This is a genomic window from Cupriavidus sp. PET2-C1 (assembly GCF_054515855.1).
Genome location: NZ_CM137259.1, coordinates 4347990 through 4366799 on the forward strand (window position 1 = coordinate 4347990; position 18810 = coordinate 4366799).

An 18810-nucleotide genomic window follows, 5' to 3' on the forward strand; every position below is an offset into this window, starting at 1 on the left:
GAGCCAGTGTTATGGCCAAGTTTTTTATTGACCGGCCGGTGTTCGCGTGGGTGCTTGCGCTGATCATCGTGCTGGGGGGCTTGTTGTCGGTGGTGCAACTGCCGATCGCCCAGTACCCCAACATCGCCCCGCCGACGATCTCGGTCACGGCGACCTATCCGGGCGCATCCGCCAAGACGCTTGAAGACTCGGTCACCACGGTGATCGAGCAAGAGCTCAACGGCATTCCCGGGCTGCTTTACTACAACTCCACCAGCGAAGCCACCGGCCTGTCGACGATCACGATCGCCTTCCAGCCGGGCTCCAACATCGACCTGAACTCGGTCGAGGTGCAGAACCGCCTCAAGCGCGTGGAAGCGCGCCTGCCGGCGGAAGTGCGCCAGCAGGGCGTGCGCGTGGACAAGGCCGGGAACAACTACATGATGTTCCTGACGGTCACGTCCAAGTCCGGGCAGGCCGACGCCATCCAGCTGGGCAACTACATCTCGTCCAGCGTGATCGATTCGATCCGCCGCGTGCCGGGCGTGGGCCAGGCCGACCTGTTCGGCACCGAGTACGCCATGCGCATCTGGGTGGACCCGGCCAAGCTGACCGGCTTCAACCTGACGCCGCAGGACGTCACCGCCGCCATCTCGGAGCAGAACGTACAGGTCGCCGTGGGCGAGCTGGGCGGCACGCCGTCGCCCAAGGGCACGGAGCTCAACGCCACCGTCACCACCGAGAGCCGCCTCACCACGCCGGAGCAGTTCGCCAACATCCTGCTGCGCACGAACCCGGACGGCTCCTCGGTACGCATCAAGGACATCGGCCGCGTCGAACTCGGCGGTGCCGACTACTCCACGCTGGCCCGTACCAACGGCAAGGCGTCGGCGGCCATCGCCATCAAGCTGGCCCCGAGCGGCAACGCCCTGGCCACCGCCACCGCGGTGCGCGCCAAGATGGAAGAGCTCTCCAAGTTCTTCCCGGCCGACTACCAGTACACCGTGCCTTACGACACCTCGGCCTTCGTCAAGATCTCGATCGAGGAAGTGATCAAGACCCTGGTCGAAGCCGTGGTGCTGGTGTTCCTGGTGATGTACCTGTTCCTGCAGAACATCCGCGCCACCATCATCCCGACGGTGGTGGTGCCGGTGGCCCTGCTGGGCACCACCGGCATGCTGCTGGCGTTCGGCTTCTCCATCAACGTGCTGACAATGTTCGGCATGGTGCTGGCGATCGGTATCCTGGTGGACGATGCGATCGTGGTGGTGGAAAACGTCGAGCGGATCATGAGCGAGGAAGGACTCTCGCCACGCGACGCCACGCGCAAGGCCATGGGCCAGATCACCGGCGCCATCGTCGGCATTACGCTGGTGCTGACCGCGGTGTTCATCCCGATGGCATTCTTCTCGGGCTCGGTGGGTAACATCTACCGTCAGTTCTCGCTGTCGCTGATCGCGTCGATCGCGTTCTCGGCGCTGCTGGCCTTGACGCTCACGCCGGCGCTGTGCGCCACGTTGCTCAAGCCGGTCGAGGCTGGCCACCACCACGAGAAGACGGGCTTCTTCGGCTGGTTCAACCGCACCTTCGCACGCGCCGCCACCGGCTACCAGAGCATGGTGGGCCGCATCCTGGCGCGCGCCGGACGCTACCTGATCATCTACGCGGTCATCGTCGTGGGCATGGTGGTGCTGTTCAAGCGCCTGCCCTCCTCCTTCCTCCCCGAGGAAGACCAGGGCTACATGATCACGGTGGTGCAGCTGCCCAACGGCGCCACGCAGGAACGTACCATCGGCGTGCTCAAGCAGATCGAGGACTACTACCTGCAGAAGGAATCCAAGGTGGTGGACCAGATGATCACCGTGGCGGGCTTTTCCTTCTTCGGCCGCGGCCAGAACGGCGGTATTGCGTTCGTGCGCCTGAAGGACTGGAAGGAACGCACCGGCAAGGACGAGACCGCGCAGGCACTGGTTGGCCGGGCCTTTGGTGCGCTGTCCTTCATCAAGGACGCCATCATCTTCCCGCTTAACCCGCCGGCGATCTCCGAGCTGGGCAACTCCTCGGGCTTCGACTTCCGCCTGCAGGACCGCACCGGCCAGGGTCACGCCAAGCTGATGGAAGCGCGCAACATGATGCTCGGCATGGCCGCGAAGAATCCTGCGCTGGTGGGCGTTCGCCCCGAAGGCCAGGAAGACGCGCCGCAGCTGCAGATCGACATCGACCGCGAGAAGGCACGCGCGCTGGGTGTTTCGGTGTCCAATATCAACGCGACGCTGGCCATCGCGTTCGGCTCTTCCTACGTCAACGACTTCATCTACGAAGGCCGTGTGCGCAAGGTGATCGCCCAGGCGCAAGGCAACGACCGCAAGCTGCCCGACGACCTGACCAAGCTGCGCGTGAAGAACAGCAATGGCGACATGGTTGCGTTTGCCGCCTTTGCCACGTCCAAGTGGATCATGGGCTCGCCGCGCCTGGAGCGTTACAACGGCTTGCCGGCGGTGAAGATCGCTGGCCAGGCCGCGCCGGGACGCAGTACCGGCGAAGCCATGAAGATCATGGAAGACAACTTCGCCAAGCTGCCGCCGGGCTTCGGCTTCGAGTGGTCGGGCCAGTCTTATGAAGAGCGCCTGGCCGGTTCGCAAGAGCCGATGCTGTACACGCTGTCGCTGATCATCGTGTTCCTGTGCCTGGCCGCGCTGTATGAGAGCTGGTCGATCCCGGTCGCGGTGCTGCTGGTGGTGCCGCTCGGCGTGCTCGGCGCGCTGCTCGGCGTGACCCTGCGCGGCATGCCCAACGACGTGTACTTCAAGGTGGGCCTGATCGCGACGATTGGCTTGTCGGCGAAGAACGCCATCCTGATCGTGGAATTCGCCAAGGATCTGCAGGCCCAGGGCCGCAGCGTCATCGACGCTACGCTCGAAGCCGTGCACCTGCGGTTCCGCCCGATCCTGATGACCTCGATGGCCTTTATCCTGGGCGTGCTGCCTCTGGCGATCGCCAGCGGCGCGGGCTCGGGTGGCCAGCGCGCCATCGGTACCAGCGTGATCGGCGGCATGATCACCGCCACGGTGCTGGCGATTTTCCTGGTGCCGGTGTTCTTCGTGGTGATCCGTAGCCGCTTCAAGGGCAGCAAGCGCGAGCAGATGCTGAACGAGCAAGGGCTCGAACCCAAGGAAGGAATCTGACATGACAAAGACACTGACCACGCTGTTGCTGGTGGCGGGCGTCCTCTCGGGTTGCACACTGGCACCCGTTTATGAACGCCCTGCCCCGCCGGTGGCCACCAGCTTCCCGGCCGCGCCGGAAGGCTACGCGGCCGCCGAAGTGAAGACCGGCGAAACCCGCCGGGCGAGCGAGATCGGCTGGCGCGAGTTCTTCCGCGACCCGCGCCTGCAAATGCTCATCGCGACCTCGCTGGAGAACAACCGCGACCTGCGCACTGCCGCGCTGCGCATCGAGGAAGCGCGCGCGCTGTACCAGGTGCAGCGCGCCGACCTGCTGCCCACGGTGAACGCCACCGGCGGTTTCAACCGTTCGCGCACCCCGGCCCTGCAGTCGGCTACCGGCAAGCCGTTTGTTTCCCAGTACTTCCAGGCGGGTGCGGGAGTGACTTCGTTCGAGCTGGACTTCTTCGGCCGCGTGCGCAGTCTGTCCAACGCGGCGCTGTCGCAGTACTTCGCCACCGAGGAAGCACGCCGTTCCGCGCAGATCTCGCTGGTCTCCGAAGTCGCTCAGGCCTACCTGTCCGAGCGCTCCTTCGCCGAGCAATACGAGCTCGCGCAGAACACGCTGAAGACGCGCGAATACACGCTGAGCCTGGCCAAGCAACGCTTCGATGCGGGCGCCACGTCGGCGCTGGACCTGCGCGACAACGAATCGCTGGTGGCGCAGGCCCGCGTTTCCGCCGCGCAGCTGGCGCGCCAGCGCGCGCAGGCGCAGAACGCGCTCGAGGTGCTGGTGGGCAAGCCGCTTGGCACCATCGAGAACCTGCCCGAACCGATGCGCTTGTCGGACGAGCGCATCATCAGCGACATCCCGGCAGGGCTGCCGTCGGACCTGCTCGAGCAGCGTCCCGACATCCGCCAGGCCGAACAGTTGCTGCGCTCCGCCAACGCCAATATTGGCGCGGCGCGTGCGGCGTTCTTCCCGCGCATTACGCTCACCGCCAACGCTGGCGCGATCAGCCCGACCTTCTCGAGCCTGTTCGACTCCGGTACCGGCGCGTGGTCGTTCGCACCGCAGCTGGTGCTGCCGATCTTCGACTACGGCCGGAACCTGTCCAACCTGGACCTGACCAACGTGCGCAAGAACATCCAGATCGCCAACTACGAGAAGACCATCCAGACGGCCTTTGCGGAAGTGGCGGATGCACTGGTGGCGCGCGGCACGCTGGAAGAGCAGGTGACCAGCCAGGAGCAGGTGCGCAACGCCGAGGCAGCGCGCTACGAGTTGTCGACGTTGCGCTTCACGAACGGCGTGGCCAGCCAGCTGGACCAGCTCGACTCGCAGCGTCAGCTGTTCGCTGCGGACCAGGCCCTGATCCAGGCGCGGCAACTGCGCCTGAACAATGCCATCGACCTGTACCGGTCGCTTGGCGGCGGCCTGAGCGAGACCGGACCGGTGGCCTCGGCGGACGTCAAGCCGGCGGTGACCACGCAGTAAGGTAGAAAGGTTCGTCCTGCCATCCGGTGCGGTCTGCCGGATGGCCTCGAAGCGAAGCGCCAACAGCGCTTCGCTTTTTTTATTTCCCGGCTTCGGGCCATGGTGCCGGTGGGAAGTTCTCCAAATCGCAAGGCACTGCGTTAGGATGGCGGTGCGCGCCGCGCAAACGCTCTCTCCCACACCCCGCGCAAGTCCCCAAGGAAGCCTGTCATGGAAGTCCGCCCGCTTGATGCCGATGATGTCGAGTTGGTCTGCCGCCATCGCGAATCCATGTTCCGCGAGGCCGGGCGCGGCGATGAGGTCCTGCAGGCCATGACGCAGCAGTTCCGGCCGTGGCTTGTGCCGCGCCTGCGCGATGGCAGCTACTTCGGCTTCGTGCTGGTGGACCAGGGCCAGCCGGTGGGCGGCATCGGCCTGATGGCGATCGACTGGCCCCCGCATCCGGCCCATCCCATGCAGGACAAGCGCGGCTACGTGCTGAACGTGTATGTGGAGGCAACGCATCGCAAGCAGGGGCTGGGGCGCCGCCTCATGCAGCTGGCGGAGGACGAGTTCGCCAGGCGCGACCTCCAGTACGCGATCCTGCATGCCACCGAGATGGGGCGGTCGCTGTATGTCGCGCTGGGCTGGCACGCCACGAGCGAGATGGAGAAAGCCATACGCGCGTAGCGCGCTAGCCGTTCCAGCGCAACGCCAGCGTATCGTCCGCCGCGCGGGTCGCGTGCGTGCCCTGCTTGCCGCTTTCCCGGTCCAGCGTGGCGCAGAGCCACGACACGCCTTGCGCCGGCGCGCGGCGCAGGCTGAAATGACGGATCTGCATCGGCACCGCGGACAACTGGCGCAATGCGCCGGTTGCGCCGTCGACAAGCGGGAAGTACATCAAGGCCAGGTCGGGCCGGTAGCGCTCGTATCCGCCGATGCCTTCGTAGTCGTTGAGGAAGTCACCGCAGCCATAGAGAATCAGGCGGCCGCGATACACCTCGGCACCCCTGATGTGATGGGACGAGTGCCCGTACACGATATCGGCGCCGCCCGCATCGATCAGCCGGTGCGCGAAGGCCTGCTCCTCGCGCGAAATGTCGAAGCCCCAGTTGCCGCCCCAATGCAGCGACACCACCAGGATATCGCCCGCGCCCTTCGCCGCTGCCGTCAGGCGGGCAACCCCATCGGCGGCGCGCACTGAAATGTCGGGCAGGAAATGGATGCCGGCGCGCCCGGGGGCCGCGGCCCAGTCCGCCGGCACGCCGCTCGCCGCGGTGGCATAGGCAAAGACGAGCACCCTTGCCCCTTGCGCGAGCGCGATCGCCGCAGGCGCGCTGGCTTGCGCCTCGTCGCGTCCGGCGCCCGCTGTCCGTATGCCAGCGCCGTGCAAGGTTGCCAGGGTTTCGTCGAGCCCGGCGCGCCCCCAGTCCAGCACGTGGTTGTTCGCCAGCACGCAGCAATCGAGCCGCGCGCTGCTCAGGCACGCCACATTGGCGGGGTGCATCCGGTAGTGGATGCCCTTGCCTGGCTGTGCGTCCTCGCTCGCGGTGACAGCGGTTTCCAGGTTGACGATGCGCACATCCGGCTGGAAGCGATCCAGCTGCGCGAGCGCGTCGCCCCACGGATAAGCAGGATCAACCGGCCGCTGTATCGCGCCTGTGGCACGCTCGGCCAGCTCGACGTAATCGACCGCTGAGCGTAGCCAGCCCTCGAACAGGTGCGGCTTGCCCGGATGCGGCAGGATCTGGTCGATGCCGCGGCCGGTCATCACATCGCCGCACAGGAACAGACGCACGCAGTCGCGCGCTGTCCGGGTCACGTCTTCCATGGCGCATTTCCCTCCTCCCGGCTGGCGCGGTCGCCCGCTCGCCGGATCGACGGATCGACGGATCGACGGATCGTCGGATCCGTCGCCCCTATTTTGCGCCGTCGAGCGCCCCATGTGCCGCCCGGCCAGGCAAAAGGTGGCATGCCTGTGGCGTTGCAGTGACTAGAATGAAGCAGGCCGGCGCCGACGGCCGGGCTCCCGCGCCCAGACGATTTCCAGGAGACAACGATGACCGTCACCAACGCCCGGTCGGGCACCAACGTCCACGAAATCGCGGACGGGATCTATCGGATCAATACCCCGGTCCACATCGACGGGGGCCCGGGCGGCTTCTCCTTCAACCAGTACCTGATCGTCGACGACGAGCCGCTGTTGTTCCATACGGGGCTGCGCAAGATGTTCCCGTTGGTGCATGAAGCCGTCGCCAGCGTGATCGCACCGGGCAGGCTGCGTCATATTGCTTTTTCGCACGTGGAAGCCGACGAGTGCGGCTCGCTCAATGAATGGCTTGCGGCGGCGCCCCACGCATCGCCGCTGTGCGGCACCGTTGCCGCCATGGTGTCCGTCAACGACCTGGCCGACCGGCCCGCGCAGGGCCTGGCGGACGGGCAAGCCGTGCCGCTTGGCCGCCATACCGTGCGCTGGTTCGATACGCCGCACTTGCCGCATGCCTGGGAGTGCGGGCTCATGATGGAGGAGCACACCGGCACGCTGCTCTGCAGCGACTTGTTCAGCCAGGGCGGTGCCGAACTCCCGCCTCTGACCGAGGCCGACATCCTCGGGCCGAGCGAAGCGTTCCGGCGCGGCATGGATTATTTTTCCCACACGCCGAGCGCCGGCGCCATGCTGGAACGCATGGCGCTGCTGCAGCCGACCACCCTGGCCTGCATGCATGGCAGCGCCTGGCGCGGCGACGGCGCCGGCCTGCTGCGCGCGCTTGCCCAGGCTCTAGCGCACTAAGCACGGCTGGCGCGCGACGGTGGATCAGGTCTGCGGTGTGTCCTTGAACACGGCAAGGCGTTCGGCCGCCGCGCTGAACGCCGCCAGCGCCGGATACGCCGACGCCTCGACGCATTCGGGCAGCATCAGCTGCGTGAAGCTCCACGCCACGGCGGCGCTCACCTCGGCCTGCGTGAGCAGGCGCTCGTCCGCGGGAAGCGCGGCCCCCGCCAGTTCCGTCTCCAGCGCCCCGTAGGCGGCATGCAACTGCCCCTGCACGCGCTCGATCCACGGCTCGTGCTGTTTTTCCGCCGGGCGCAGGTTGCGCTCATAGACGATCTGCACCGTTTTTTCGCAGGCGGCGAGCGCCAGGCCGATCACGCGCAAGGCGTGCTGGCGCTGCTCTTGCCGCGCGGGCATCAGGCTGCGCGCGGCCAGCGTCTCGGCATAGTCGAGGATCAGGCCGGACTCCATCAGCACCACGCCGTTGTCGCAAACCAGGGTGGGCGCCTTCACCACGGGATTGATCGCGCGAAACTGCTCGAACGTGCTGAACACCGAGACGGCCCGATGCTCGAACGGCAGGTCCAGCAGCCGCAGCGAGATCGCCACGCGGCGCACATAGGGTGAGTCGAGCATGCCGATGAGTTGCATATTGCCTCCGGAAGGGTATCGGGTTGCGCATTGAGCCGCGCGGAGTTCCAGCATAATCGCGGCACGCCATCGCCATGAATGGCAAGGCATCGGAAATCGGCACCGCGCACCGATGAATCATCGGCGGCGCACGGCAGGTGCCATAGGAGGATGGGATGGAACTGGACAAGAAAGACCGACTGATCCTGGCGGCGCTGCAGGCCGATGCCCGGCAGAGCCTGGCAGCACTGGGCAAACGCATTGGCTTGTCGCAGCCGGCCATGAGCGAGCGCGTGCGCAAGCTCGAAGACGCGGGCGTGATCGAGGGCTACGGTGCGCGGGTGAACCTGCGCGCGCTGGGTGTCGGCCTGCAGGCGATCATCCATATCGAGACCACGCACGCCTATATCCAGAAGTATGTGAAGCTGTTCGAGAGCATGCCCGAAGTGCTGAGCGCCGATCGCGTGACCGGGGCGCATTGCTTTATCGTGCGTTGCGCCATCGCCGATCCGGCCGACCTGGAGCACGTGGTCGACACGCTCGCGGCCCACGGCTCGGTGACCACATCGCTGGTGCTCTCAAGCCCGGTGCGCAAGACCGTGACGATTCATGCGGCCAGGGCGGCTTGAACCCGCTGTTTTTGCTCCCCTCTCCCACTTGTGGGAGAGGGAGTGACCGCCCTCGTCATCGCAAACGGCTTTGGCCCCTTCAGAACTTATACGTCGCCGCCACAAACATGATCAGCGGGTTCGGGCTGATGGTGGCCTTGGAGGTGGACAACACCGTGCCGTCGGACGCCTTGATGATCATCGATGACGTCGTCTTGAGCGGAATGTAGGTGACCGATGCGGTCAGGCCCCATTGGTCCGTGATCGCAAAGGAGCCGCCGATGTTGAACACCGGCGCGAACGAGTTCGACGCCTTGGCCTGCACGGAAGTCGGCCCCGGCTTGCCGGCGCCGGCGGCCAGCGTGGCGCCCAGGTTGTTGTTGACCGAAGCGGCGAACGCCGGGTTGAGCTCGATGTTGGTGAAGAAGTTGTACGACACACCGATGCCCAGGAAAGGACGCACGCGTGCGGCAGGCTCGAAGAAGTGGTACTGCACCATCGTCGCCGGGCTCCACTGGCGTGCGCTGGTGATGATCGGGTTCAGGCTGGGGTCGCCTAGCGGCTGCTGCCCCAGCGCGCCCGCCGGGCCCGGCGGAATCAGGTTGCCGTGGCCGTAGAGCTTGAACTTGGGCGGAACGCCGCCCACCGCCGTCAGCGCGATGTGGTCCGTGAAGAAGTGGCTGAAGGTCAGCCCCAGCGTGTCCGCGTTGGATGTGCTGATGCTGCTGCCCGGCGCCGTGAATGACGACGGCAAGCCCAGCGGGCCGTTGATGGGCACGTCGATCACGCTGGTGGTGAACGGGCTGCTGTTGCCGCTGGTGTTGATGTGGAACCAGCCGGCAGCGACGACGTTGTCACCGGCTTTCTGTGCATGGGCTCTGGGCATGCCGCCCAGCCAGGCGAGCGCGGCGATCAGCAATGGCGCTGCCAAACGAAGGGCATTCATCGTCATCTTGTCTTCCCGGAATAAGTTGGATCGCATGGCCGTCATTGCACGAAGGCGCCGATGGTGAAGTACGGGCTGCCACTGCGCGACTCCAGAAAGCCGAACACGCCGCCGGTGAAGATGAACTTGCCGGTGGGGCTGCCCGCCGCGCCATCCTTGCGCGTGGTGGTGACCACGCCGGCCAGCTGCTGCGAGAAGTCCAGCTTGAGCGCCGTGGCGAGCGAAGCATCGGACGGGTGGAACGGGTCGAGCATGGCCGCATCCGCCGCCACCAGCGCGGTGGTGCGGTAGTCGAAGTTGCTGTCCACGCCGACGTACTCGCCGTTGACCGTGCCCTGCGTCACGGCGATGGCCGGCGCCATCATGCCGATGCCGATCTCGTCGTCGGCGCCCAGCGGCATGCCGTTGGTGACCGAGCCGTTGGCGTAGCCCACGCGGATCATCACCGGGACCAACTGGCCGCGCAGCTTGCCCACGATCAGGTACGCGCGGCCCAGCGTGGCGCCGAGCGTGGGCGGATCGATCTCACCCTTGTAGTTGGCCGACATCAGGCTGCCGTTGGCTTGGGGCACGAAGTTCTTGCCCTTTTGCGAGCAGGTGCCGCCGGTCTTGTTGTCGCACACCTGGAACGAGCCGTCGGCCGCCAGCGCCATGCGGTAGTCCTGCGCCACCGTCTGGAAGTTCTTCGACGGCACCTCGTGAAAGCCATAGCCGTTGTACTGGCCGGCGATCTTGGTGAGGTCGGTTTCGGTCTGCGCGAAGCCGATGAACTGGAAATACGGGAAGGTGGTATCCGGCACCGCGCCCGCACCCAGGACACCATTGAACTGGATGCGCGCACCGGGAATGGTGCCGCCCGCCACGCCCTCGCCAACGAACAGCCGCGCCGGGCGCTTCGGGTCCAGGCTTGCGCCGTTGAGCTGGAACGCGCACTGGTTGAGCTTGTCGGTGGGCAGGCCCGTTTCCTGCGACAGCGTGCCCGTCATCACGTTCTGGCCGCCGGTGGTATCGCTGCGGGTCGGCAGCACCGTGCCCGTGGTGCGCGGCACCGAGGAGTCGAGGAAGGTCACTTGCCAGGTCTTCCTGGTGGTGTCGATCTGCACCTTGACCAGTTCGCCCGAGCCGGTGCCCCCGGTGAAAGTGGTGGTGTAGTCGAGCGTCGCGGGACACAGCCGCACCGGTATGGCCGGGGCAGAGCTGGTGCTCGCGGCGGTGCCGCCACCGCCGCTGCCGCCATCGCCGCCGCCGCATGCGGCAAGCATCGCGGCACCCAGCAGTGCCGCGCCGTAGCGCAGGATCCGCTGTCCATGATGACGCCTCCACGGCGTACGCTGCCGGTGCTGTCCGTGCTGCAAAGGATGCTGATGCATGATGCTGTCTCCTGAAGCGCTGTTTCGCGCGTGGTGCTTCTTTGTTTATTCTTCGTGGTCGGGGGGCCGACTCAGGGGGGGGGGCTCACTCAGGGGCCCACTCAGGGGTCCACTCAGGGGCTCGCGAATACGCTCACGCGGAACGTCGGGTTGCTGCCGGCAGCGCCGGCAAGGTGGGCGAACACATGGCCGGTCGAGATCAGCGCGCCGGGCGTGCCGCTGTTGTCCACCGTGGTCACCACGCCGGGCTTGGCCTGCGTGAGGTCGAGCTGGTAGCCACCCTTGGCATTCATGGTGAGCGGATCGATCAGCCCCACCGCATTGCCCTGCACGATCGACGAGGTGTAGGCCAGGTCGCTGCCCGAGCCCACGTAGCCGCCGTTGAGCTGCGCGTTGGTGAGGTTGGTGGTGGGCGCCAGCAGGGCCAGGCCGGACTCGTCGTCAACGTTGAGCTCGAAGTCGAGCGGGTTCAGGCTGATGCGCGCGTAGCCGGTGCGGATCAACAGCGGCACTTGCTGGCCGCCCAGCTTGCCGACGACCATGATCCCCTTGGCCTTGCTGCTATTGCCCGCCGTGAACGACGAGGTGTAGAAGTACGGGTACTGCTTGTTGGCGCCGTAGTTCGCGCTTTCGAATGCGCCGTCGTTCTGCGTGCGTGCTTTCCACGGGTTGCCGGTGGAGCGGCAACTGCCGCTGGCGGCGGTGCAGGTGCCGTCGGCGTTCAAGGTCTCGACCGCCTGCGCGGTGGCTGGCAGGAAGTTGCCGCTCGGGGTCAGGCTGCCGCCAGATGGCACCACGTGGTAGCCCAGCAGGTTGTACGTGCCCGCTACCTTGGTGAAGTCAGTCTCGGTCTGCGCGAACGCCAGCACCGGATAGATCGGGAACGTCTTCGCCGGAATCACGCCGAGCCCGGCGACGCCTTGATAAGAGATGGTGGCGCCGGGAATGCCACCGCCCGCCACGCCATTGCCGACAAAAATCACGGGCGGGTTGGCGGGGTCGATGAGGGCCTGCGAGGCATTGTCCGATGGCGTCGCGCTCTGCAATGCCAGCGCACAGCGATTCTGCTCCGCCGTGGGCAGCGACTTGAGGTTAGCGATCTTGCCGGTGAAGGTCACGCCGGCACGCGTTGGATAGACGCTGTTGGTGATCTTGGGCACTGGCGACTCGATGATCTGCAGCGTGTAGGTCATCGCGCTGGTATCGAACTGCATCTTGACGAGCTCGCCGCCGCCGGAGCCGCCGGTGAACACCGTCGCGTAGTCGAGCGAGGCGGGGCACAACGGCGTGGCGGCCGGGCCGGTAGTGGCCGGACCCGAAGCGGGGCAACTGCTGGTGCTGGCGCAGGACGCAACATCCGCCTTGGCCGGGTTGGGTACCCCATCGCCGCCGCATGCGGCGAGCATCAGTGCGAGGCTCGTGCCAGCCATCGCTGCAAGGCCATTGCATACATCCAGACGGGCCATGACTTGTCTCCTTCTTATCGGTCTTGTTGTTTTGCGTGCCGCCTTGCGCGGCAATGCACTGTCCTTTCCGTGCAGCGACTCTCGCTGCCGGGGCCAGCGAGCGTCAATAGAGCGTGCGTTCCAAACATGGCGTGCCGCGCCTGTGGCATGGCAGCGCAAGCGCTTGCGCTGCTTGTTCAAACCGCCGCGCACGTGCCCGCGCAAGCGGATTCAAACGCGCGCGGCGCTGCCTGGCGGGCACGGTGATGCAGCATCAGAATTTGTAGTCGCCGTTTTTCGCATCGAAGGCGCTGGCGTCGAAGGTCTTGCGCACCGCCTTCTCGAAGACAATCTTCTCGACCATGTTGCCCTCCGCGTCCCAGGCGGTTTCCACGCGCGGCCAGGGGTTCTTCAGGTCCAGCATCAGCTGCACCCGCTTGGCGTAATAGCGTGGCGCACCGGCCGGCAGGTCCCAGGTGAGCGCGACCATGCGCATGCCCTGCTCCTGCACGATGTCCGCGCGCGTGAACTTCTCCGTGAGCCCGGCGGCGCGTAGCGACCTGGCATCGCGATCCAGCATCGACACCACGTACTGGAAGCCCAGGTCGCGCACCGTGTGGTTGGACTGCGCGCGCGCGATGGTGCCGTCAAGCGCGATCCACATCGAGGTGAAGCCCAGCATGCCGCCGAGGTGGCCGTACATCTCATCCTTGCGCTGCGTCTCGTCGTAGATGATTTCCTGGCCGGCCTGGCTGCCGCCTGGCAGCCACTTCGCATAGAGCTGGCGCGGCGCGTGGCGGTAGCGGATCATCATGCGCGCGGGCTGGTCTTGCCACTGGCCGTTGAGGCGTTCCTGGCGCGTCATCCAGTACTCGTACTCGGGGTAGCGGTTCATCTCGGTCTTGGCCCACAGCAGCGCGGCCTCGGGCTGCAGTGCGTTGATGGCCGCAAGCAGCTGCTCATCGGGCAGCTTCGCCAGTTCGCCGCTGGCGATCTGCTTCGACAGCAGCGCGGCCTGCTGCTGCGCCGTGAGCCCGTCGTAGGCGGTGCCGGTGCCGGTGCCGGCACTGGCGGGGGACTGTGGCTGCGGTTGTGCGAGTGCCGGCAACGCGAGCGCGAACACGAACACGAACGCGAGCACGAACATGCAGGCCGCTGCGCGATGGCGCAGCAAGGGCAATGGGTTCTTCAATGCGGATACGGGTGCGCTCAGCGCATGGGAATACGGGGCTTTCACGATGCGGGTCTCCTGTTGTGGCGCTGGCCCGCGCAAAAAACGCGGGCGACAGCGGTCCACCGCGTGCGCCGGGCGTACGCGTGGTGTCGTTGAGAACGGAATGCCTGAGTGCGGATCGCCGCGGAAATGCCGGGCTAAGGGCGGCCGGATGCCTGGCTCAAGCGGGGCTCTCGCAACTCGGGTTCCTGGAGGCAGCCAGGCCTGCGCCGGCGGTTGGCCGGCGCCAGCGCGCCGCTAGGTTCTGGAGCGGGTACGCATCCAGTCGTCGAGCGGATTGCTCGGGAAGACGAAGGGGTGCTCGCGCGCGCCGCGCACCGTCATGCTGGTGACGGCGGCGCGTGTCGCGCCCTCGTTGCGTGCCGCGCGGCGTGTCTTGCGCACGGCAACGGAAAGGGTGTCGGCGCGTTGCGCCTGTTCTGCCGCCAGGGCAGCCAGCGCGGCCTGGCCGGCGTGCGCTTCAGCGTGCTGGGTCTTGCCGATCTGGAATACGTCCTGCAGCGCGCACAGTTGCTGGCTGGCGGGCACGGGTGCCTTGAGCGCGGCCACCACCATCGCGCTCAACTGGGCGAGCACGTGCGCGTCGCTCAGGTCCTTGCCTTGCGTAAAGGCCGGCAGCAGGTTGCCAAGCTCGTCGCCGGCCAGCACACCGGCCAGCGCCTTGAGCGCAAAATTCAGGCGCCAGCCCAGCTCTTGCGGCGGGATCTCGGGCAGCGCGCGGGCGAAGGCATCGGAGAAGCGGCCGAACACCGGCGCGTAATGGCCGAGCAGATAAGACTGGATGAATGGCGAGGTATCGGAATACACGCGCCCAAGCAGCCGCAGGAACGACGGGCCGCCCACGTCGGGCTCGCGCGCCATTTGCAGCGCGGGCACGAAGAGCGCGCCCATCACGTGTTCGCAGCGGATCTGCGCGCCCGGCCAGCGCGCCTCGCAGGCATCGAGCAGCGCCAGGCGGCGCATGTTGAGCGGATCGAGTCGGCGGCCCAGGACCGCCTGCATCATGATGTCTTTACTGCGGAAGTGGTAATTGACCGCGGCCAGATTGACGATCGCGCGCGATGTCACTTGCCGTAGCGAGGTGCCTTCGTAGCCGACCTCGATGAACAAGCGCTCGGTGGCGTCGAGAATGCGGGCCTTGGTGTCTCCTGCCGTGCCTTTTCCGGTCTTCATAGGGGGCGTCTCTCTTATGGTCATGCCGTACAACCCCAGCAAAACTCCACACACTGCAGCAGCTCCCTGCTCTGACGGCAAACGGATGCTTGAAACAGTTGTACGGAGCCTAGCGAGCGCTGCGCGCGTTTCACAAGTGCATTTTTGGAGCGTTGCCTCTAATTGGATTGGATTGTGCCTGCATGCCGCGCGTGCCTCGCCGGCTTTTGCTTCCCTGCCAAAGGGGGGCGTGGCCTTGCGGGCCAAGGCCCGCCGCCGCGCGCAGCGGCAAGCGGCGCTCATCGGGCCAGCTGCCCTGCCAGCGCCTGGGCGTTCTGCGCGCTGAGTGCGAAAACAGACAGTTGCGGGTTGGCCCCTATGCTGGTCGGAAACACGGAGCCGTCCAGCACCGACAGGTTGGCCAGCTGGTGATGGCGGCCATGGCTGTCGACCACCCCGCCCTGCGGCTGGTCGCTCATGGCGCAGCCGCCCATCAGGTGCGCGGTAAACAGCGCGGCGCGGAACTTGGCCAGCGGCAGCGTGGCGATGCCCTGCGTGGCTTGCGCCCAGCTTTCGTAGTACGGCGCGTCGAGGTGGGCCGGCCGCACCCGCAGCGCGCCCGCGGCGAACTGCGCCTCGGCCATGCTCAGCCAGGCGCGCCGCATGCCGTCCCAGACATAGTCGCTGATGTCGTAGTCGAGCACCGGGCTGCCATCGTCGGCAATGCGCACGCGCCCGCCTTCGCTCTGCGCAACAAAGCCATCGCGCAGCAGCGCCAGCATGGCGTTGGTATGCGGCAGCGCGGCCATGTCGGCGCGCAGCGCCTCGCCCACCTGGTTGAACACGCCAGCGCTGATGCCGGGGAACAAGGGCGGTACTTCCAGCTTGTAGCCCATCGGGCCGGTGGCGCCATCCTTCCACTGGAAGTGATCGGAGGCGATCGATTGCGGTGCGCCGTAGTACGGGTCGACCTGTTCGGGCATCACCGCCACGCTCAGGTTGACCGGATGGATGAAGGTGCGCACGCCAACGCGCTGATACGGGTCCGGCACGCGCGAGCGCAGCAACAGCGCCGGTGTGTTGATGGCGCCGCCGGCCGCCACGTAGTGCCGCGCGCGCACGGTCACCGCGATGCCAGTGGGCGTGCGGCCATCGGCACCCAGCGCTTCACCAGCAAGCGTGGTGACCGTCTTGCCGTCATGCTCCAGCGCGCGCACCCGTACGCGGTGGACCAGCGTGGCGCCCTTGGCCAGCGCGGCGGGAATGGTCGATACCAGCATCGATTGCTTGGCGTTGACCGGGCAGCCCAGCCCGCAATAGCCGGAGTTCCAGCAGCCTTTCACATTGCGCGGGATCACGTGCGACTCCCAGCCCAGCTTGTCGCAGCCGCGCTTGAGCACATCGTTGTTATTGTTCGGCGGCATGCCCCACGGCGCCACCGACAGCCGTGCCTCCATGCGCGCGAACCACGGTGCCATGTCCGCGGCGCCGTGGCCGCTTACCGCGTGGTGCGCGGCCCAGTGCGCCAGGGTTTCCTTTGGCGTGCGAAAGCTCGACGACCAGTTCACCGTCGTGCTGCCGCCCACCGAGCGCCCTTGCAGGATGGCGATGGCGCCATCGGAAGTGGCGCGCGCCGCGCCCTCCTGGTACAGCTCGCGATAGGCGCGGCCCTCGTCCATGTCCTTGAAGCTGTCGGAGGTGCGCAGCGCGCCTTCCTCCAGCAGCACCACGCGCAAACCGGCTTCGCTGAGGATCTCGGCGGCTACGCCGCCACCGGCGCCGCTGCCGACAATGACCACATCGGCGTCGAGCGAAACCGGCGCGGTGAGCGCGGCGCCGTCCACCACGTTCCAGCCGGCGGCGATGCCGGCACTATAGATATCGGGAATAGCCATGAGGGTTTCGCGTTTCGCGTATTAGGTATGGGTATTGGGTATGGGTTGGCTTCAGGCGTGCAGCGCACGAAAGACCGCGGGATTGGGGCCGGGATAGCCGCTGCCCGCCCACGCCGCCGGCAGCAGGTAGTAGCCCACGCTGCTGAGCTTGACCAGCACCACGGCGCCGGCATTCAAGGTGGCGAAGCGGCTGGCGCGCCAGCGCGCGAGAAAGCGGCGCGCCTGCTGCGTGTCGGTCTGCTTCCAGTCCTGGCCCACGCCGGCGAGTGCCCATCGCAACGGCCCGATGGCGAGCAGGTCGAGCAGCTTGCGCAACTCCGCGCGCGCGTTGGCATCCATTGCGGCGCATGTGGCGTCGACATTGCGCACGGCCTGGCCAAGCTGCAGTTCGCGCGGGCCGCGCTCGCGCTCGGCGAGCTCCGCCACCACGGCGGGCAGCAAGGCGGTGAACAACGCCACGTCGCCTTCGCGCAGAAACTGCATGCCGGTGGCGGGTTGCTTGTGCGCGGGCGAGCAGCCGGACAATGCCGGGACCAGGCCGGCGCACGCGAGTGCGGCGGACAGGCCAAAGCCAATCTTGAGAAAGCCGCGCCGCGAGAGCGCGGACGCGGGCGGCTCGGTGGCCGGGGTGTGCATGGTGTGTCTCCTGTTTTGCGCTTATCCGTCTGCTTGCGGGTGCATTGCGGGTGCATCGCGCGGGCCTTGCGATGCCCGTTGCCGATACCCCGCATTGACGCTCGCCGCAGTTTGGATAAAGATCAGGCCCCGGTCTTGATCCCGCATGACAGGTGATTTGATGCCACGCGCCAACGCGGCGCTCCCCGCCGCTGCTATCACCGACATCGCCCGCGCTGCTTACGTCGCCGAGACGCCCGGCACCGTGTCGCTGCCCTACCTGCGCACCGTGCTCGACTACGGCGAGGCCGCCGGCATCGCGCTGGCCGACCAGCTCGTGCTTGCGGGGCTCGATCCCGCCCTGCTCGACAGCGCGGCCGGCCCCGCCACGCGCATCGGCGTTGCGCACTACCTGACGCTGCTCGATGCGCTGGAGCGCGCCGCCGGCGATCCGCTGGCGGGCCTGCACGCGGGCGCGGCTTTCCGGCCGCGCCACTATGCCGAGATGGGTTATGTGGTGCTGACCACGCCCACGGTGCGCGAGGCCATCCTGCAGGGCATCCGCTACGAGGTGCTGGCCAACGATATCGGCCGCACCCGCCTGCATGAAACGGCGCAGGGCGCGTGGATGACGTGGGAGGCGCAGCACGGCCCGCTGTCGCGCCACGCGCACGAGCTGCACATGGCCACGTGGATCTGCTTTTCCCGCTGGCTGCTGGGCGACGGCTTTTTTGCCGAGCGCATCGAGTTTCCCCACGCGCCGCCACCCGGTGACCACGCCGGCGACTACACCCGGGTATTCGGCTGCCCGGTGGTCTTCAACGCCGGGCGCCACGCCATGCACATCGATCCCGCGCTGCTGGCGCGCCCTTCGATGCAGGCCGATGCAGAAATGCAGACGCAGATGACGCGTATCGCCCAGGCCCAGCTGCGCGCGCTGGAGGCGGACGGCGCGGGCGAGATCGCGCAGGCGCGCGCCTTTATCAGCGCGGCGCTGCATCGAGGCGATGTGCCGATCGCGGCGGTGGCGGCGCACCTGCGCTTGCCGGTGCGCACGCTGCAGCGGCGGCTGCAGGCGCAGGGGCTGAGCTACTCCGCGCTGGTCGACGGGTTGCGCCGCGCGCAGGCCGAGCACTACCTCGCCGACCCCGCTATCAGCCTCGCCCAGCTGGCCATGCTGCTTGGCTTTTCCGAGCAGAGCGCGTTCAGCCATGCGTTCAAACGCTGGACCCAAGAAACCCCGAATGCCTGGCGCAAGCGGTTGCTGGGCCGCGCGCCGGGATAGCCACCGTCGCCTTTTTGCCATGTCCGGCAGATCGGTGCCGGTTTCAAACGCAGCGGTGGGTACGCCCCTCAGTGCGGGAAAGCGCGCTTTCTTCCTGTTTTATGCGCTCAAAGAGCCGCTAAAATCCGCTAAAAATTAGAGTAGCGATTCAAATCTCCGTGTTGACCCGGGGCGCTGGCGTGCCTACGATGACATCCGTCAATGTCACAATCAAGGATGTTGCAACGCAATGCGGCA

General features: G+C 66.8%; 15 protein-coding genes. 6 read left to right on the forward strand and 9 right to left on the reverse strand.

What is annotated here, in order from left to right; genetic code table 11:
• The first annotated feature begins 11 nt into the window (after nucleotides 1-11).
• From ACX12D_RS19665 to ACX12D_RS19675, 3 genes are all read left to right on the forward strand, one after another.
• Nucleotides 12-3164 carry an efflux RND transporter permease subunit gene (locus ACX12D_RS19665; RefSeq protein ID WP_459372378.1) on the forward strand — a complete coding sequence of 1051 codons (3153 nt, stop codon included), beginning with the start codon at nucleotides 12-14 and terminating at the stop codon, nucleotides 3162-3164.
• 1 nt (nucleotide 3165) lies between these two features.
• Nucleotides 3166-4641, forward strand: a complete 1476-nt coding sequence (locus ACX12D_RS19670) for an efflux transporter outer membrane subunit (RefSeq protein WP_459372379.1) — start codon at nucleotides 3166-3168, stop codon at nucleotides 4639-4641.
• Nucleotides 4642-4851: 210 nt separating this feature from the next.
• Nucleotides 4852-5310, forward strand: a complete 459-nt coding sequence (locus tag ACX12D_RS19675) for a GNAT family N-acetyltransferase (protein ID WP_459372380.1) — start codon at nucleotides 4852-4854, stop codon at nucleotides 5308-5310.
• 4 nt (nucleotides 5311-5314) lie between these two features.
• Here ACX12D_RS19675 and ACX12D_RS19680 read toward each other — a convergent pair whose 3' ends face one another.
• Nucleotides 5315-6451, reverse strand: coding sequence for a CapA family protein (locus ACX12D_RS19680; protein ID WP_459372381.1), 1137 nt, complete (start codon nucleotides 6449-6451; stop codon nucleotides 5315-5317).
• Between the two features lie 228 nt (nucleotides 6452-6679).
• On the opposite strand from ACX12D_RS19680, the gene ACX12D_RS19685 reads away from it, so the two are divergent.
• Complete coding sequence (locus ACX12D_RS19685; RefSeq protein ID WP_459372382.1) at nucleotides 6680-7411, forward strand: oxygen-binding di-iron domain-containing protein; 732 nt, start codon at nucleotides 6680-6682, stop codon at nucleotides 7409-7411.
• A 24-nt stretch (nucleotides 7412-7435) separates the two neighbouring features.
• Here the strand turns inward: ACX12D_RS19685 and ACX12D_RS19690 are convergent, their stop codons facing one another.
• A complete protein-coding gene (locus ACX12D_RS19690) occupies nucleotides 7436-8044 on the reverse strand; it encodes a glutathione S-transferase family protein (protein WP_459372383.1) in 609 nt (202 codons plus the stop codon).
• A gap of 155 nt (nucleotides 8045-8199) precedes the next feature.
• Here ACX12D_RS19690 and ACX12D_RS19695 point away from each other — a divergent pair, with 155 nt between their 5' ends.
• The gene (locus ACX12D_RS19695; protein ID WP_459372384.1) at nucleotides 8200-8652 is read left to right on the forward strand and encodes an Lrp/AsnC family transcriptional regulator; all 453 of its coding nucleotides are present in this window, start codon (nucleotides 8200-8202) and stop codon (nucleotides 8650-8652) included.
• A 79-nt stretch (nucleotides 8653-8731) separates the two neighbouring features.
• Here the strand turns inward: ACX12D_RS19695 and ACX12D_RS19700 are convergent, their stop codons facing one another.
• The 7 genes from ACX12D_RS19700 to ACX12D_RS19730 all read right to left on the reverse strand — a co-directional run bounded on the left by ACX12D_RS19700 (nucleotide 8732) and on the right by ACX12D_RS19730 (nucleotide 17309).
• Nucleotides 8732-9577, reverse strand: coding sequence for an OmpW/AlkL family protein (locus ACX12D_RS19700; protein WP_459372385.1), 846 nt, complete (start codon nucleotides 9575-9577; stop codon nucleotides 8732-8734).
• 41 nt (nucleotides 9578-9618) lie between these two features.
• Nucleotides 9619-10839, reverse strand: a complete 1221-nt coding sequence (locus tag ACX12D_RS19705; protein WP_459374067.1) for a DUF2957 domain-containing protein — start codon at nucleotides 10837-10839, stop codon at nucleotides 9619-9621.
• Nucleotides 10840-11060: 221 nt separating this feature from the next.
• The gene (locus ACX12D_RS19710; protein ID WP_459372386.1) at nucleotides 11061-12413 is read right to left on the reverse strand and encodes a DUF2957 domain-containing protein; all 1353 of its coding nucleotides are present in this window, start codon (nucleotides 12411-12413) and stop codon (nucleotides 11061-11063) included.
• 253 nt (nucleotides 12414-12666) lie between these two features.
• Nucleotides 12667-13539, reverse strand: coding sequence for a DUF1571 domain-containing protein (locus tag ACX12D_RS19715; protein WP_459374068.1), 873 nt, complete (start codon nucleotides 13537-13539; stop codon nucleotides 12667-12669).
• A gap of 324 nt (nucleotides 13540-13863) precedes the next feature.
• Nucleotides 13864-14799 (reverse strand): TetR/AcrR family transcriptional regulator, encoded by a 936-nt coding sequence (locus ACX12D_RS19720; RefSeq protein WP_459372387.1) that lies wholly within the window; start codon nucleotides 14797-14799, stop codon nucleotides 13864-13866.
• A gap of 278 nt (nucleotides 14800-15077) precedes the next feature.
• A complete protein-coding gene (locus ACX12D_RS19725; protein ID WP_459372388.1) occupies nucleotides 15078-16673 on the reverse strand; it encodes a GMC family oxidoreductase in 1596 nt (531 codons plus the stop codon).
• 51 nt (nucleotides 16674-16724) lie between these two features.
• Entirely contained in the window at nucleotides 16725-17309 is a 585-nt protein-coding gene (locus ACX12D_RS19730; protein ID WP_459372389.1) for a hypothetical protein, read from the reverse strand.
• 160 nt (nucleotides 17310-17469) lie between these two features.
• Here ACX12D_RS19730 and ACX12D_RS19735 point away from each other — a divergent pair, with 160 nt between their 5' ends.
• Complete coding sequence (locus ACX12D_RS19735) at nucleotides 17470-18573, forward strand: AraC family transcriptional regulator (protein ID WP_459372390.1); 1104 nt, start codon at nucleotides 17470-17472, stop codon at nucleotides 18571-18573.
• The last annotated feature ends 237 nt before the right edge of the window (nucleotides 18574-18810 follow it).